A 15,833-nucleotide genomic window follows, 5' to 3' on the forward strand; every position below is an offset into this window, starting at 1 on the left:
GTCACGCGAACGGGCCCGCCTCCATCGGAGACGGGCCCGTTCGGTGCACAGTGGCGAGTGTTACGCGCCGAGCAGCGACAGCGAGTCGATGACGCGGTTCGAGAAGCCCCACTCGTTGTCGTACCAGGCGACGACCTTGATGTGGCGGCCGTCGACACGGGTGAGGTCGGCGTCGAAGATCGACGAGTGCGGGTTGCCGACGATGTCGCTCGAGACGAGCGCCTCGTCGGAGTACTCGAGCACCCCCTTGAGCGGGCCGTCGGCCGCGGCCTTGTAGGCGGCGAGCACCTCCTCGAGGGTGACGTCCTTCGAGACGGTCGTGTTGAGCTCGACGATCGAGCCGACCGGCACGGGCACCCGCATCGAGTCGCCGTTGAGCTTGCCGTCGAGCTTCGGCAGCACGAGGCCGATGGCCTTCGCCGCACCGGTCGATGACGGCACGATGTTGACGGCCGCGGCGCGGGCACGACGCGCGTCGGAGTGGGGTGCGTCCTGGAGGTTCTGGTCCTGCGTGTAGGCGTGGATGGTCGTCATGAAGCCGTGCTCGATGCCGGCGAGGTCGTCGAGCACCTTCGCGAGCGGAGCGAGCGCGTTCGTGGTGCACGAGGCGTTCGAGACGATGACGTGCGAGTCGGCGTCGTAGGCCTCGGTGTTCACGCCGTAAGCGAGCGTGACGTCGGCACCCTTCGAGGGAGCCGAGACGAGCACCTTCCTGGCGCCCGCAGCGAGGTGCGCCTTCGCAGCCTCGGCGTCGGTGAAGCGGCCGGTCGACTCGAGCACGACGTCGACGTTCAGTTCACCCCAGGGCAGCTTCGCCGGGTCGCGCTCGGCGAGCACCGTGACGCGACGGCCGTCGATGACGAGCACATCACCGTCGACCTCGACGGAGTAGCCGAATCGGCCCGCGGTGCTGTCGTACTTCAGCAGGCGGGCGAGGCCGGCGGGGTCGGTGAGGTCGTTGACGGCGACGAGTTCGAGGTCGGCGCCGCGCTCGACGAGTGCGCGCACGACGTTGCGGCCGATGCGGCCGAAGCCGTTGATGGCGATGCGGGTGGTCATGGCAGAGGGGTTCCTTTCGATCCGTACCCCTCAACCCTCGCCGTGTCGGCCGTCTCACGGGAGTGGCGTGCAGGTCAGTATCCGCAAGGATCTCGCCAGATCTGTTCGGCGCGCTCCTCGCCCGCGCTCGCCTGCGCTCCTCGCCCGCGCTCGCCCGCGCTACTCCCCCGCGGCGAAGGTGTGCCGGTAGTCGCTCGGCGAGACGCCGAGGATCCGCTGGAAGTGCAGCCGCAGGTTCGCCCCGGTGCCGAGGCCGGCCCGCGCGGCGATCTGCTCCACCCCGAGGTCGCTGCGCTCGAGCAGCTCGCGAGCCATGTCGACCCTGGCCCGCAGCACCCACTGCATCGGCGTGTAGCCGGTGTCTTCCACGAAGCGGCGCGAGAAGGTGCGCGGCGAGACGTTGGCGTTGCGGGCGAGCGCGTCGAGCGTGAGAGGTTCTTCGAGCTGCCGCAGCGCCCACTCCCGCGTCGCCGCGAACACGGGCCCGAGCTCGGGAGGGAGGCTGCGCGGAACGTACTGCGCCTGCCCGCCGCTGCGGTACGGGGCGGCCACGAGCCGGCGGGCGGCGTGGTTGGCGACCGCGACGCCGTGATCGCGCCGCACGAGGTGCAGGCAGAGGTCGATGCCAGATGCCGCCCCTGCCGAGGTCAGCACCCCGCCCTCGTCGACGAACAGCACGTTCGTGTCGACCTTGACGAGCGGATGCCTCGTGGCCAGCGCCCGCGTGTAGTGCCAGTGCGTCGTGGCCCGGCGACCGTCGAGCAGTCCCGTCGCCGCGAGCGCGAACGCCCCGGTCGAGATCGCGGCGAGCCGCGCGCCGCGCGTATGCGCCGCTCGGAGCGCGTCGACGACCGCTGCCGGCGGCTCGTCCCGATCGGGATGCCGGTACCCCGGGATGAACACGGTCTCGGCCCATTCGAGCGCGTCGAGCCCGTCGGCCACGTGGTACGAGAGCCCGTCGCCGCCCGTGACGAGTCCGGGTGCCGCCCCGCACACGCGCACCTCGTACGGCATGCTCGCGCGCGTCGAGAACACCTGTGCCGGAATGCCGACGTCGAGCGGCTTCGCCCCCGGCAGCACGAGCACGGCGACGCGGTGGTTGCGACGGGTCATCCGGCCAGCGCGTCGAGGGCCGCGAGCACCCGCGGCACCGAGCCGCCGAGGTTCCAGTCCTCCGCGAGGGCTTCGAGCGCCTCGCGGCGCGCGCCGGTGACGGGTCGCAGCGTCGAGTCGAACTCCCCGAGGTCGAGATCGCGCACGACCTCGACGACGGTCGGCGCCACGGCGAGGTACGGGGCGGCGGCCGCGAACTTCGCGCGCACGCTCGCGGACATCGGCGCGGAGGCATCCGCTGCCGCCTCGATGATGCCGTCGAGGTCGACGAACTCCTGCAGCAGCGACGCGGCGGTCTTCTCGCCGACGCCCGCGACGCCGGGCAGCCCGTCGGAGCTGTCGCCCCGCATCACGGCGAAGTCCGCGTACTGCTGCGGCAGCACCCCGTACTTGCCGACGACTGAGGCGTCGGTCAGCACTTCGAGCCTGCTCATGCCGCGCGCCGTGTAGACGACCCGAACGGATGCCGCGTCGTCGACGAGCTGGAACAGGTCGCGGTCGCCCGTGACGACGTCGACGGGCAGGTCGGCGCCGGTGGCGAGCGTGCCGATGACATCGTCGGCCTCGTGCTCGGGAGCGCCGACGACGGCGATGCCGAGCAGCCCGAGCACCTCGCGGATGCGCGGGATCTGCACGATCAGTCCGGGCGGGGTCTCCTCGACGTCGACGCCGCCGGGCACGGCGCGCTCGACGCGGTGCGCCTTGTAGCTCGGAATGAGCTCGACCCGCCAGGCCGGGCGCCAGTCGTCGTCCCAGCAGGCGACGAGGTGCGTCGCCTCGAAGTCGGTGACGAGGCGCGCGATCATGTCGAGGAGGCCGCGCACCGCGTTCACGGGGGTGCCGTCGGGCGCCGTGATCGAGTCGGGCACGCCGTAGAACGCGCGGAAGTAGAGCGAGGCGGTGTCGAGGAGCATCAGTCGGTCGGCCACAGGCCGATCATGGCACGATGCCGTCTGCGCTCCTACCCCCGATGCGGCGCGGGGCGGTGCGGAGGCGCGCCCGCCTCGATACCGTGGGCGCATGAGCGGTACCCCGAACGAGCCGACCGACCACGCCGAACCGGGTGATCCCCCGGCGGCAGCGGATGCCGACGGGCACTTGCCGCACCGATCGCTCCCGCCGGTGCAGCGCTGGGTGTTCTGGCCCGCGGCGAGCGTCGTCGCGCTGTTCGTCGCCTTCGCCCTCATCTCGCCGAAGACGGCCGAGGCGATGTTCGGCGCGATCCAGACGAGCATCGTCAACACCTTCAACTGGTACTACGTGCTCATCGCGGCGTTCTTCGTGGCGTTCTGCCTGTTCGTCGGCTTCAGCCGGTTCGGCGACATCAAGCTCGGCCGCGATGACGACGAACCCGAGTTCTCGCTGCTCTCGTGGTTCTCGCTGCTCTTCGCCGCCGGCATGGGCATCGGACTCGTCTTCTACGGGGTCAGCGAGCCGCTCAGCCATTACGTCTCCCCCCGGCCGGGTGTGGTCGGCACCCCCGAGGCGCTCGCCCAGCAGGCGCTCAGCCAGACCTACCTGCACTGGGGGGTGCAGGCGTGGTCGATCTACGTCGTCGTCGGGCTCGGCCTCGCCTACGCGATCCACCGCCGGCGCCGGCCGATCTCCATCCGCTGGACGCTCGAGCCGCTGCTCGGCAAGCGCGTCGAGGGCGGCTGGGGCCACACGATCGACATCATCGCCCTCGTCGGCACCCTCTTCGGCGTCGCCACCTCGCTCGGGCTCGGCGTGCTGCAGATCAGCGCGGGCCTCGACATCGCGGGCATCCTCGAACCGAACGTGCTCACGCAGGTCATCCTGATCCTCATCATCTCGGTCTTCGTGCTCTGGTCGGTGCTCTCCGGGGTGACGAAGGGCATGAAGTGGCTCTCGACCGCGAACCTCGTGCTCGCCGGCATCCTCGTGCTGTACGTCCTCGTGATGGGCCCGACCGAGTACCTGCTGCGCGAGTTCGTGCAGTCGATCGGCAACTACATCCAGAACTTCGTCGGCCTCTCGTTCAACGTGAGCGCCTTCCAGGGCACCGAGGGCGAGGAGTGGCAGGCGTCGTGGACCTCGTTCTACTGGGGCTGGTGGATCTCGTGGGCGCCGTTCGTCGGCATCTTCATCGCGCGCGTGTCGAAGGGACGCACCGTGCGGCAGTTCGTCTCGGGCGTCATCCTCGTGCCCACGCTCATCGGCATCCTCTGGTTCGCGGTGCTCGGCGGCTCGGCGCTCGCGATCGAGCTCGCCGATCCGGGAGCGCTCACCCAGCCCGACGGCACGGTCAACATCGAGGGCGCGCTCTTCGAACTGCTCACCTACATTCCCGGCACCGCGGTGCTGACGGTCGGCGTGATCCTGCTCATCACGATCTTCTTCGTCACCTCGGCCGACTCGGGCGCCCTCGTGATGGGCATGATCGCCACCGGCGGCCAGCTGAACCCGAAGCGGTGGGTGCGCACCTTCTTCACCATGATCACGGCGCTGCTCGCGATCGCCCTGCTCCTCACCGGCGGCCTCAAAGCCCTGCAGACCGCGGCGATCCTCATCGCGCTGCCGTTCAGCATCGTCATGCTGCTGATCTGCTGGTCGACGATCATCGCCTTCACGCGTGAGCGGCGTGCCTACGCGAAGGCCGAGCGCGCGCAGTTCATCGACCACATCGGCGAGCACTACGGGCTCGAGGTCGAGGAGCCGCTCGAGCGCGGCCTCGTCGCAGGGCCGCCGAAGTGGGTGCGCGGGCTGCGCAAGCGACTGCGGCTGGGCACGGATGCCTCGGCGCCCCGTCGCGCGTCGCCGGCGACCCTCGCCGAGGAGAACGCCCTGCCCGATTCTGTGCCGACGGCCGACGTCGACGCGATCGTCGACCACGACCCGCTGGCGGACACCGACGACCCCGACATCCCCGAGCACGGCGAAGACGAGCCCCGCGGCATCCCGCAGTAACGTGGCTCGCATGGGCATCACCGGCACGTTCCGCGCCTCCAAACGCGTGCCGATCCTGCAGGTCGCGAAGGCCTCGGCCGCGACGATCGCGGCCTGGCTCATCGCCGGCTGGCTGATCCCGGGGCAGCTGCCCGTGTTCGCCGCGATCGCGGCGCTGCTCGTCGTGCAGCCGAGCGTGAACCAGTCGTTCGGCAAGGCGATCGAGCGGTCGATCGGCGTGATCCTCGGGGTGCTCGTCGCGACCGCGGCCTCGCTCGTCTTCGGGGTGAACAGCTGGATCATCCTCGTCACGATCGTGATCGCGATGCTCGTCGCGTGGGCGCTGAAGATGACGCCGGGCACATCGAACCAGGTCGCGATCAGCGCGATGCTCGTGCTCGCCCTCGGCTCCTCGTCGCCCGAGTACGCCGTCGACCGCATCCTCGAGACCCTCATCGGCGCCGCGATCGGCATCGTCGTCAACGCCCTCATCGTGCCGCCGGTGGCCGTCGAGCCGGCGCGGCGCGACCTGTCGCTGCTCGGCGGCGAGCTCGCGGCATCCCTCGACCGGCTCGCGAGCGCCCTCGAGAACCCGCAGACGCCCGGCGACCTGCAGCGGCTCATGGTCGAGGCGCGCCTCATGCGACCGATGCGCGATGCAGCGGATGCCTCGATCGCGACGGGCGAGGAATCGCTGACGCTGAATCCGCGGCGCTCCGCGCACCGCACCGAGCTCGGCGAGATGCGCACGCTGCTCGACCGGCTGGGCCCGATCGTCACGCAGGTGATCGGCATGACCCGGGCCTTCTTCGACCACTACGACGCGAAACTCGCCGACGAGCCCACCGTGCGCGCGATCGCCGAGCAGCTGCGCCGCGCCGCCCACGATGTGCGACTCGCGGTGCACCTCGCCGATGTCGACCCCGAACCGCTCACCTCGACGTTCCCGGCCCTGACGTCGCCGCTCGTGATCGCCCCACCGCGGTCGGGCCACTGGATCCTGATCGGCTCGCTCATGGAGGACCTGCGCCGCATCCGCGCCGAACTCGTCGAGGAGCAGCCGGGCTGAGGCGATCCGCCCACGCGCGGCACCCGAGGTCGCCGGCCGGCTCGCGGCCGACGCGTCACGGCACCAGCATGCCGAGGCACGGACCGAGCACGATGATCCACATCGCGGCCGAGACGATCAGAATGCCGGTGGCGAATCGCCGCCACTTCGGGAAGAACATCAGCGCGACCGCGGCGACCACCACCACCACCGACGGAATGAAGAACCCGATGACATTGGAGATGGTCAGGAGCGCCAGCCCGATGACGACGGCGAGCAGGTACGCGCCGCACCCGGTGACCGCTCCGAGTCCGATGCCGGGCATCCCGCCGACGGGTGGCGGGGCGAGCGGCTGACCTGGCGGCGGGGTGAGCTGACCCTCTGGCGGTCTCGGCTCTTCTGGCGGTCCCGGCTCTCCTGGCGGTCCCGGCTCTTCGGGCACCGGGGGCTCAGCCGGATCAACCATGCGACACCAACCTCTCGCGTGCACCGGTGAACTCGCCGCGGGACGCCTTCCAGGCGATCCGGCCGAGCACCAGTGGAATCGTGACCATCAGGAACATCTGGGGGCGGGTGAGCCCCATCCACGCGACCTCGTTGCCGCGCACGAACTCGATGAAGAACCGGAAGATCGCATACGCCGCCACGTAGAGCGTGAGCGTCTCGCCCGCCGCGATCGGCCGGTGCCGCAGCCAGAACCAGAGCACGGCGAAGGCCGCCGCCTGGAACACCACCTCGTAGAGAAAGCTCGGATGCAACGCAACCCCGGCCTGCCCGCCGACCCGCGCCGCCGCGTCCGTGTCGAGCACGATGCCCCAGTCGCCCCCGGTCGGCGTGCCCGGGAGCTCGGTGAACAAGCATCCGATTCTCCCGATGGCCATCGCGAGCGCCACCGCGGGCGCGAAGAGGTCGCCGGTTCGCAACGGGTAGCGCACGATCCGCTTGGCCACGTGCACCCCGAGCCACGCACCGACGAGCGCACTCAGCACCGATGCGTGGCCACGCGTGAGCTGCTCGACCAGGTCGAGGTTCCTGCTGAAGTCGAGGTGCTGCATCCACGTGCCGAGCCGGGCGGCGAGCGCGGCGCCGGCAAGGGCGCCGAGCACGAGGTACCCGATCCGCGGATCGGTCTGGCCGCGACGGCGCGACTCGACGATGAAGACGATTCCGGCGGCGGCCATGCCGAGCGCGACGAAGGCCGAGTGGGTGTCGATCGGCGGTCCCCAGCCGAGCAGGTCGGGCAGTGTCGGGAACACGGGGTCACCCCAGCCCGTTCAGCCAGAACATCACCCAGAACGGTGCGGCGACCGCAGCGAGCACGGCGATCACCGCGAGGTAGGCCAGCACGAGGCGCGTGTCGCCGAGCTTGCACTTCGAGCGCAGCAGGCCGGCCCGGCGCGCCTTCGCGTAGCCGGCGATCGCGATGAGCGCGAACCCGAGCACGGCGATCGGCCCGAGCACGCAGGCGATCACGGCGACGGTCGTGAACACGCACAGGCGGAGCGGATCGAACGGCGCCGGGTCGCCGACGGTCTCGTCGTACCGGTTCAGCCCCGTCAGGTCGAGCGCGGCGGCATCGCCCGCGCCGTCGCCGTCGCCGTTCATTTCGCCGTCACCGTCAACTCGCGCCGGGCGCCGGCGACCGTCGACAGCTTCGTGCGAGCGAGCGGCGCCCACGCCTGCACGGCGCAGAACGGCGCGCACTGGTGCGCCGAGGTCTCGGCGTTCACGGTCGCGACGTGCACGCAGCACTGCGTCAGGCGCTCCTCGATCATCGTGTTGATGTCCATGAAGGGCTTGACCGTGATGCGCAGCACCCGCTCGCCCATCATCGCGCGCAGGCGCTTGTGCTGGCCCGGCAGCGACGAGCTCGCGAGCGCGGCGAGGGTGCCGATGCCGAGGTCGCAGTTCTGGCAGATGTCCCGCCAGATCGACGCCATCGACGGATGGGACAGCGAGGACTGCTCGCTCAGCAGGTCGAGCAGCGACCCCTTGACGACCTCGCGCAGCGCCTGGTTGACATTGCTGTCGGCGATGCGGTTCGCGACGAGGTCGGGCTCGAGGTCGAGGAACTGCTTCAGCCGATCGTGGCCGATCAGCGCGGTCAGCGACTTCCACGCACCCGAGTCGTCGCGCAACAGGTACCCCACCGAGCAGCAGTGCGGGTGGCTGCACGGCAGTGCCGTGAGGTCGCGCCAGGTGACCTCGCCATCGGTCTGCGGCCCGAGGCGCGCGAGCACGCCCGTGTGCGTCAGCCGGTCGTTCGGGTCGATGCCCGCCGAGCGCCCCGAGCCGAACACCGGCTGGACGGTGACCCCTCCGACGTACGGCGTCGCCATCGCACGGCGGATCACCGCGCCGATCTCGTCGTCGTTGACGCCGAGCGCGGCCGTCATCGTCAGCGTCGTGAACACCCCAGCCGCCGAGAGCCGCTCGAGGGCGCGCTCCTTGAACCTGCGGATGTCAGCACCGCGGTGGAACGCCGACGCCTCGGCGCTCTCGCCGTCGTACTGCAGGTACACCTCGACCCGCTCGCGGTGCCGGCGCAGGGTCTCGACGAGCGCGTCGTCCTGGGCGATGCGCAGTCCGTTCGAGTTCAGCAGGATGCGCACGACCGGACGGGCGACGAGGTGATCGAGCAGCTGCTCGAGCCAGGGATAGAGGGTGGGCTCGCCGCCGCTCAGCATCAGCACGTCGATGCGACCGTTCTCCTTCGCGAGCCGCGCGTCGACCGAGGCGAGCACGTCGGCAAGCGGAGCCACGGCGCTCGCGGCCGGCCCCGACTCGGCGAAGCAGGTGGGGCAGCGCAGGTTGCAGTGATCGGTGAGGTCTTCGAGCAGGATGCAGGTGTGCTGCGTCTGCATCTCGGGCAGCCCGTCTTCGTAAGCGGACGGCACCGGCTTGAAGTTGCCCCTCGTGTCGGGGGCGTGCACCTTCGTCGGGGCGGTCCACTCCTCGAGGTAGGCGAGGATCTCGGCCGACTCGTCGTAGAGCGTGCTGACCAGTCCGTGCTCGCGGCATCCTCGCTCGAGCCAGACACGCCCGTCGCGCACCGCGAGCCAGCCCGAGAGCCGTGCGACCTCGGCGAGTGGACGGTCGGGGTCCTCTTCATGACAACGAGGGCAGAATGCGTTGACGTAGCGGTGGATGCGGTCGTCGCGAAGTGGCATTCCGGTTCCGGCATTCGGGTGCATCCGCCCACGATAGCGGTCGGCCGTGCGGCGCACGAGGCTCGACCGGGTGCTCATCGAAACCAGCTGAGCACCCGGCCGCGGGCCCGCTACTCGGGCAGCGTCGCACCGTCGGCGAGCGCGAGTTGCTCCTCCGGCGACAGCGACATGTAGTACTGCAGCTGCTCGGCGGTGACCTCGTACGCGGTCGGCCATTCGCCGAGCGGCACGATCGAGTGCACCACGCGGTCGCCGTACACGTGCACGAGGTTCACCGACTGCCCGCCGGCCTGGCCGCGCACGCCGGGGCCCGGCTGACGCAGGTCCATCGTGTAACACGTCGCCGACGCCACCGACACCGGGATGCCGGCGAACGTGCTCCACGTCGAGTAGTGCAGGTGCCCGGCGAGGATGCCGCGCACGTCGCTGCCCGCGAGCACCTCGGCGAGCGCCGCCTGGTCGCGCAGCTCGACGAGCGCCATGAGGCCGAGCGGCGTCGGCACCGGCGGGTGGTGCAGCGCGAGCAGGGTGCCGCGCGGCGCAGGCTCGGCCAGCACGCCGCGGAGCCACTCGAGCTGCTCCGGTGCGATCTCGCCGTGGTGGTGGCCGGGCACCGTCGAGTCGAGCACCACGATGCGAAGGCCGTCGACGTCGTGCACGCGGTCGACCGGGGCGGCGAGCGCCGCGGCATCCGTGCCGGCCTCGCCGAGCAGTACCTCGCGGAACGGCTCCCTCGTGTCGTGGTTGCCCATGACCCAGATCACCTCGGCGCCCATCGCCGCGGCGGCGGGCTCGACGGCGGCCTTCAGTCGCTCGTACGCATCGGCTGCCCCGGTGTCGGCGAGGTCGCCCGTGATCACGAGCGCCGCGGGACGCAGGGGAACGAGCCCCGCCAGCGCCTCGGCGAGGTTCGCGTCGGCGTCGACGCTGCCGTGCAGCGGTTCGGCGAGCGCGGTGAGGTGCGTGTCGCTGAGGTGCACGATGAGCTGCTCCGCCGGTGGGAACTGCGTGCCGGGCCGCCCTGGCTGCTGCGCGCCGCTCATCGGGCGACCTCCTCGACGAGCGCCGCCGCGAGTCGCCCGCGGTCGGCGGCGTCGAAGCCGATCGCGTCGAGGTAGCCCTCGACCGACCCGTGTTCGGCGGCGAGGTCGTCGAGCAGCGAGCGGATGACCCGCGCCGGGCTCTTCGTCACGAGTTCGACGATCCCGTCGCCGATGGGCATGCCGTAGGCCCGCACGCGCGCGAGCATCGCCTCGCTCCACGGTCCGTCGAGCAGCTGTTCGCTCGCCTCGTAGTCGCGGGCGATGTCGTCGAGGTCGGCTCCGGCCACCGCGAGCGCGAGCGCCACGACGACGCCCGTGCGGTCCTTGCCCGCGGTGCAGTGCACGAGCACCGGGCCGTCGGCGTCGGCGATCCTGCGCAGGGCTCGAGCGAACGCATCGCCGCCCTCGTCGGTCATGTGCCGGTACACCGAGGCGAGGTCGAGCGAGGCCGGGTCGAGCTGCGTCACCGAGCCGGCGATGATCGGCAGCGCGACGTGCTCGACGGGCGAACCGTCGGCGAGCACGAGGCCGTCGAGGTCGTCGGGCTGCGCGGCGGCCTCCTCGGCCGTGCGCAGGTCGAGCACCCGGCGCACGCCGAGCGTGGCGAGCGCCTCGCGCCCCGAGTCGCCGAGGCGGTCGATCGCGTCGGAGCGGAGCAGGCGGCCCGGGCGGATCCGCCCGTTCGGCACCTCGGCCGCGACGGCGCGGAAGTTGAACGTGCCGGGCACGGGGATGCGGTTCGGGATGCCGGTGCGGGCGGGTGTCTCGATGGACATGGGTTCCTCTCGGTGCGTGAGTGCGTGAGTTCGTGGATTCGTGGGTGCGTGGTGGGGACGGGTCAGGCGCCCGTGGTCGACGCCGTCACGGGGACCGGCGCCGCGACGGGCACCGGCTCGGGCGAGGCATCCGACACCGCACCGGCCGCGACCGCGGCGTCGGGGAGCTGGATCGGCGTGACGCCCGGCACGACGACGCCCGGCCGGAGCGCCGTGATGCGACGCAGCGGCAGCATCGAGGCGAGCACCACGAGGCCGGCGACGAGGTACAGCGCGAGGTAGTTGCCCTCACCGCCCGAGAGCGGGTCGACGTTGCCGCCGACGAGCAGGAAGAACGGCGCGACGGCCGGGGCGAGCGACTGCGGCAGCGTCTTGGCGATGTTGAACACGCCGAGGTAGCGACCGGCCTCGGCGGCGGGGATGGTGCGCATCACGAGCGCGAGGTCGACGGCGTAGTAGGTGCCGAGCGCGAAACCCGCGAGCACGTTGCCGATCCAGAACATCGCGAGTGACGCCGTGAACGCCTTCAGCAGGCACGCCGCGGCGAGCATGAGGATCGCGATGACCACGAACGGCGTGTAGTCGCCCTTGCGGGAGGCGAGGTAGCCGCCGGTGAACGCGGCCACGAGGCTGAGGAACGCCACGAGGAGCGAGGCGATCGAGGTGGTCGTCGTCGCGGCATCCGTGTCCATCTGCAGTCGGCTGAGCAGGTAGAAGAGGCCGAACGTGCCCATGATCATGTAGCCGAACTGCATCGAGAAGCGCTGCAGCCACACCCAGGCGAACTGCGGCATCTTCACCGGGTTGAACACGAGCGCGCCGAACACCCCGCGCAGGTGCACGGGACCCACCTGTGCGCGCGTCGTCGGCGCATCGGCGAGGAAGGGCACCGTCGCAAGCGTCACGACGAGGGCGACGGCCGGCATCACGGTGAAGGCGAGCACGAGGTCGTCCTTGAGCACGCCGGCGACGACGAGCGCCGGGACCATGCCGGCGAACGCACCGGCGCCGAAGATGCCCGACGCCTTCGCGCGCTGCCGGTCGGGCACCCGGTCGGAGAGCATGCCGTAGAGCGCGGCGAGCGTCGCGGCGTACGAGAGCTGCGCGAGGCCCCACCCGATGGCGAGCGTGACGAGGTCGCCGGCGGTCGCCACGAGCACGAGCGCCGGGGCCCCCGCGATGACGCCCGCGACGATCCAGGGGCGACGGCGGCCGAAGCGCGAGGCGGTGCGGTCGCTCAGGTGGCCGAACACCGGGGTCACGACGAGGGTCGCGAGCGCACCGACGACCGTCACGATCGACAGGGCGAACTCCTTGCCGATGGCGGGGTCGAGCGCCATCACCTTGAGCGACAGCAGCACGATGAGCGGCGCGATGAGCGCACCGGTGACGACGAACTCGATGAGCGTCATCGCGGAGATGACGCGGGTCCTCACCGGTTCGGTGGGCTGCGGCAATGCGGCGGGCGCCGCGGTGGGGGTGGCGGTCGGCTCGGCCATGGTGGTCCTCTCGGAGGCTTCGGGGGGTGACGGATGCCACTCCAGCGCCTCCGCACGAACGCCGCCGATTAACTGAGTGAACACTCAGTGAATGCGCGACGAGCGCTCGGGGCAGTGCACTCGCGCTGGGGCAGAGTGGAGTCATGCCACCTGTGGATGCCTCCGAGCCTGCGACGTCGACCCGGCTCCCCCGCCCGAGCGACGCCGGGACCACCGCCCGGCCGATGCGCGCGAACCGCGCCGGTGCCGCACGGCGAGCGATGGTCATCGACGTCGCCGTCGACCACTTCTCGCGCCACGGCTACCAGGGCGCGTCGCTCGCGGCGATCGCCGCCGACGCCGGCATCACCGACGCCGGGCTCCTGTACCACTTCCACACGAAGTCCGAGCTGTTCGCCGCCGTGATCGCCGCCCGCGAGGAACCGTTCGTCGAGGCCTTCACCAGCACCCCGGCGACCTTCGCCGAACTGCTCGACGGCTTCCGGCACGCCGTCGACGCGAGCCTCGCGCACCCGGAGCTCGTGCGGTTCCAGGCGGCACTGAGCGGTGAGATGGCGATGCCCGGGCATCCGTTCCACGACCACTACGTGGCGAACCAGCGCAGCGCCCTGGCATCGCTCACGGCCACGCTCACCCGGTTCATCGACGACGGACAGCTCTCATCGGGCACTGACGCGCGTCAGCTCGCCCGCGAACTCATCGCCCTGCACCGCGGACTTCGGGCCGAGTGGGCGATCACGCCCGACGAGATCGACCTCCCGGCCGCGCTCTCGGCGGCGCTGGATCGAGTGCTGCGGAGCGCGAGCAGCTAGCTCAGCAGGTCGCGCACCGCGGCGCCCCACTGGAACCCGCACTCGCGGCAGTCGAAGATGGGGGCCTCGTCGAGCGCGAGCGCGCCCGAGACGTCGTCGGCCTCGACCTCGAAGTCGAGGGGACCGTAGACGATCGCGCGCACCGCGAGGGAGTCGCAGCGCGGACACGGCTCGTCGATCACCAAGTGCGGTGCTGAGTGCTGCATCTGCTTCGTCATGGCTGTCACGGTACGCCGAGCCTCCGACATCCCCGGCACTGCGAGCGCGCGTCGCCGACGGCCACGCGTTCACGCCTCACCGGGTCGACACCCCGGAATCCCTAGACTTGGGCGCGTGCTGACCGCCGCGCTCGTCTTCGCGATCCTTCCCGCGTCCCTCATCCTGGGGCTCGGGCTGGTCGCGCGCGCGGTCGCCTCGCAGCGCCTGAAACCGCGAGTGGTGCAGTACGCCCCCGACCGCGATTCGACGGTGCTGCGCGACGCCCTGCTCGTCGATGCCGACCGGCGCGCGGCATCCGCCGCCCTCATCGACCTCGCCGTGAAGCGCAAGATCCGTCTCATGCCCGGCGCGGGCAAGCACGACCCCATCGGCGTCGAACTCGCCTCCGGCTCCGTGCTCACCGCCGAGGAGGCGGCGCTGCTCGAAGCGCTCTTCGGCCCCGAGCACACGGGCGCGCGCGTGCGCCGCTTCTCGGCCGACCGCCGTGCGCTCGCCGGGCGCCTGAAGAGCCTGCTGCTGAACACCGAGCACGCCCTCGCCCGCGACGGGCTCGTCGCCGAGCGTCGCGTGACCTGGCCGGGCGTCACCCTCACGGTCTTCGCCTACCTCGGCATGCTCGTCGAGGCGCTGTTCCTCGTCGTCACGATCGTCGACGGCGATTGGCCCGCCCTCATCGCGACGCTCATCGCCGTCGCCGCGACGATCGCCACGATCTTCGTGACCCCGTCGTCGTGGCGCAAATTCCTGCCCGCCGCCGACGACCGCCGCGAGCACCTCGCCGGCCTCGAGCAGTACATCGAGCTCGCCGAAGCCGACCGGCTGCGCGTGCTGCAGTCGCCGAGCGGCGCCGAACTGCGCACGACGGATGCCGCGACTCCCGAGTCGTCCGACCCGGTCACGCGCTTCCACCTGCACGAACGCCTGCTGCCCTACGCGGTGCTCTTCGGACTCGAACGCGAGTGGATCGCGAAGCTGAAGCTCGAGCACACCGAGCTCGGTCCGTCGAACCTCGAGACGCTCGGCGACCTCGCCGAGGTCACGGTCGACATCGCCGTCGCGATCGACGCCGCCGGCAGCGTCGTCGAACTGACCGCCGCAGTCGGCGACCTCGCCGACGGCGCGGGCAACGCCATCGGCGGGGTCTTCGAGCTGTTCAACCTGTAGCGGTGCCGCGATGCGGCAGCATGGAGGCATGACCACCGCCGAGGACTTCATCACGGTCGACGTCGACGGCGTGCCCGTCTCCGCCGTGTACGCCCGCCCGCCGGGCGCGACGGTCACGATGGTCGTCGCCCATGGCGCGGGCGCCGGCATGGAGCATCCGTTCATGACGGGCTTCACGCGTGCACTCGACGATGACGGCGTCGCGACCCTGCGCTTCAATTTCCCGTACCGCGAGGCCGGGCGCCGGTTCCCCGACCGGCCGCCGGTCGCGATCGCGACCTGGCGCGCGGTGATGGATGCCGCGGCCGCACGAGCCGCCGATGCGGGCCGCCCCGACGAGCCGATCTGGGCGGCGGGCAAGTCGTTCGGCGGGCGCATGGCGTCGATGGCCGTCGCCGAGGGCATGCCCGCATCGGGCCTCGTCTTCCTCGGCTACCCACTGCACGCCCCGGGCAAGCCCGAGAAGCCGCGCGACGAGCACCTGCCCGGCATCACCGTGCCGATGCTCTTCCTGCAGGGTCGCAACGACCCGTTCGCGAAGCCGAATGAGCAGCTCGACGAGGTCGTCGCCCGGGTCGGCTCGAATGCCGTGCTCGAGTGGATCACCGACGCGAACCACTCCTTCGAGGTGAAGGGCGCCAAGCGCCCGGCCGCCGAGATCGGCGCCGGGCTCGCGGCACCGGTCGCGACGTTCGTGCGCGGTCGCGCACCGGCGGGCGAGTAACAGAGGTCGTGGTCGGCGCGGATCAGAAGGCGGCCGAGGCCCACCAGACGATGATGAACAGGCCCATCGCGACGAAGGCCAGGCCGACGATCAGGAAGACGTTGGAGCTCGGGCCACGAGCTCCCGCGCGCGCCACGGTCGACTGACGCTCCGCCGTGATCGTCTCGGAGAGCCGGCGGCGATTGACGATGAGCACGGCGCCCGCGACGAGCGCGAGCACGGCCCATACGAGGGCGAAGGCCAAACCGAGTTCCACCCTGCCAGCCTATCCGCGGTGGCCGAAGCCGAGGAACGGAGTG

General features: G+C 71.2%; 17 protein-coding genes. 5 read left to right on the forward strand and 12 right to left on the reverse strand.

Features of this window, described 5'->3' with window-relative positions:
• Positions 1-60: 60 nt before the first annotated feature.
• The 3 genes from gap to ASE14_RS09025 all read right to left on the reverse strand — a co-directional run bounded on the left by gap (position 61) and on the right by ASE14_RS09025 (position 3,101).
• Positions 61-1,059 carry a type I glyceraldehyde-3-phosphate dehydrogenase gene (gene gap / locus ASE14_RS09015; protein WP_056653749.1) on the reverse strand — a complete coding sequence of 333 codons (999 nt, stop codon included), beginning with the start codon at positions 1,057-1,059 and terminating at the stop codon, positions 61-63.
• A 159-nt stretch (positions 1,060-1,218) separates the two neighbouring features.
• On the reverse strand, positions 1,219-2,172 hold the full coding sequence (locus ASE14_RS09020; protein WP_056653752.1) for a GlxA family transcriptional regulator: 954 nt from the start codon (positions 2,170-2,172) through the stop codon (positions 1,219-1,221).
• Positions 2,169-3,101, reverse strand: a complete 933-nt coding sequence (locus tag ASE14_RS09025; RefSeq protein ID WP_235511155.1) for a 5'-3' exonuclease — start codon at positions 3,099-3,101, stop codon at positions 2,169-2,171. Before ASE14_RS09025 ends, ASE14_RS09020 begins: the two co-directional genes overlap by 4 nt.
• 91 nt (positions 3,102-3,192) lie before the next feature.
• Here ASE14_RS09025 and ASE14_RS09030 point away from each other — a divergent pair, with 91 nt between their 5' ends.
• Both ASE14_RS09030 and ASE14_RS09035 read left to right on the forward strand, forming a co-directional pair.
• The gene (locus ASE14_RS09030) at positions 3,193-5,100 is read left to right on the forward strand and encodes a BCCT family transporter (protein WP_082600383.1); all 1,908 of its coding nucleotides are present in this window, start codon (positions 3,193-3,195) and stop codon (positions 5,098-5,100) included.
• A 10-nt stretch (positions 5,101-5,110) separates the two neighbouring features.
• The gene (locus tag ASE14_RS09035) at positions 5,111-6,148 is read left to right on the forward strand and encodes an aromatic acid exporter family protein (RefSeq protein ID WP_056653754.1); all 1,038 of its coding nucleotides are present in this window, start codon (positions 5,111-5,113) and stop codon (positions 6,146-6,148) included.
• A 55-nt stretch (positions 6,149-6,203) separates the two neighbouring features.
• Here ASE14_RS09035 and ASE14_RS20485 read toward each other — a convergent pair whose 3' ends face one another.
• The 7 genes from ASE14_RS20485 to ASE14_RS09070 all read right to left on the reverse strand — a co-directional run bounded on the left by ASE14_RS20485 (position 6,204) and on the right by ASE14_RS09070 (position 12,615).
• Positions 6,204-6,452, reverse strand: coding sequence for a hypothetical protein (locus tag ASE14_RS20485; protein ID WP_056653757.1), 249 nt, complete (start codon positions 6,450-6,452; stop codon positions 6,204-6,206).
• Between the two features lie 133 nt (positions 6,453-6,585).
• Positions 6,586-7,383, reverse strand: coding sequence for a prolipoprotein diacylglyceryl transferase (locus tag ASE14_RS09045; protein WP_082600387.1), 798 nt, complete (start codon positions 7,381-7,383; stop codon positions 6,586-6,588).
• Between the two features lie 4 nt (positions 7,384-7,387).
• Positions 7,388-7,732, reverse strand: coding sequence for a hypothetical protein (locus ASE14_RS09050; RefSeq protein WP_082600389.1), 345 nt, complete (start codon positions 7,730-7,732; stop codon positions 7,388-7,390).
• Positions 7,729-9,375 carry a radical SAM protein gene (locus tag ASE14_RS09055; RefSeq protein WP_369816472.1) on the reverse strand — a complete coding sequence of 549 codons (1,647 nt, stop codon included), beginning with the start codon at positions 9,373-9,375 and terminating at the stop codon, positions 7,729-7,731. The genes ASE14_RS09050 and ASE14_RS09055 overlap by 4 nt, the downstream gene beginning before the upstream one ends.
• A 32-nt stretch (positions 9,376-9,407) precedes the next feature.
• Positions 9,408-10,340 (reverse strand): phosphodiesterase, encoded by a 933-nt coding sequence (locus tag ASE14_RS09060; protein WP_056653759.1) that lies wholly within the window; start codon positions 10,338-10,340, stop codon positions 9,408-9,410.
• Entirely contained in the window at positions 10,337-11,116 is a 780-nt protein-coding gene (locus ASE14_RS09065) for a tyrosine-protein phosphatase (RefSeq protein WP_056653762.1), read from the reverse strand. The genes ASE14_RS09060 and ASE14_RS09065 overlap by 4 nt, the downstream gene beginning before the upstream one ends.
• Before the next feature lie 62 nt (positions 11,117-11,178).
• Positions 11,179-12,615, reverse strand: a complete 1,437-nt coding sequence (locus ASE14_RS09070; RefSeq protein WP_056653765.1) for an MFS transporter — start codon at positions 12,613-12,615, stop codon at positions 11,179-11,181.
• 143 nt (positions 12,616-12,758) lie between these two features.
• Between ASE14_RS09070 and ASE14_RS09075 the strand changes: the two genes are divergently transcribed.
• Positions 12,759-13,427 carry a TetR/AcrR family transcriptional regulator gene (locus ASE14_RS09075; protein ID WP_082600391.1) on the forward strand — a complete coding sequence of 223 codons (669 nt, stop codon included), beginning with the start codon at positions 12,759-12,761 and terminating at the stop codon, positions 13,425-13,427.
• Here ASE14_RS09075 and ASE14_RS09080 read toward each other — a convergent pair.
• Positions 13,424-13,645, reverse strand: coding sequence for a hypothetical protein (locus ASE14_RS09080; protein ID WP_157372900.1), 222 nt, complete (start codon positions 13,643-13,645; stop codon positions 13,424-13,426). The genes ASE14_RS09075 and ASE14_RS09080 overlap by 4 nt on opposite strands.
• 115 nt (positions 13,646-13,760) lie before the next feature.
• Here ASE14_RS09080 and ASE14_RS09085 point away from each other — a divergent pair, with 115 nt between their 5' ends.
• Positions 13,761-14,810: a DUF2207 domain-containing protein gene (locus tag ASE14_RS09085; RefSeq protein ID WP_056653774.1), complete on the forward strand. Its 1,050-nt coding sequence runs from the start codon at positions 13,761-13,763 to the stop codon at positions 14,808-14,810.
• A gap of 28 nt (positions 14,811-14,838) precedes the next feature.
• Complete coding sequence (locus tag ASE14_RS09090) at positions 14,839-15,534, forward strand: alpha/beta family hydrolase (protein ID WP_056653776.1); 696 nt, start codon at positions 14,839-14,841, stop codon at positions 15,532-15,534.
• A 22-nt stretch (positions 15,535-15,556) separates the two neighbouring features.
• Here the strand turns inward: ASE14_RS09090 and ASE14_RS09095 are convergent, their stop codons facing one another.
• Complete coding sequence (locus tag ASE14_RS09095) at positions 15,557-15,790, reverse strand: hypothetical protein (RefSeq protein WP_157372901.1); 234 nt, start codon at positions 15,788-15,790, stop codon at positions 15,557-15,559.
• Positions 15,791-15,833: the final 43 nt, after the last annotated feature.

Source organism: Agromyces sp. Root81 (assembly GCF_001429165.1).
In the GTDB taxonomy this organism is placed as follows: Bacteria; Actinomycetota; Actinomycetes; order Actinomycetales; family Microbacteriaceae; genus Agromyces.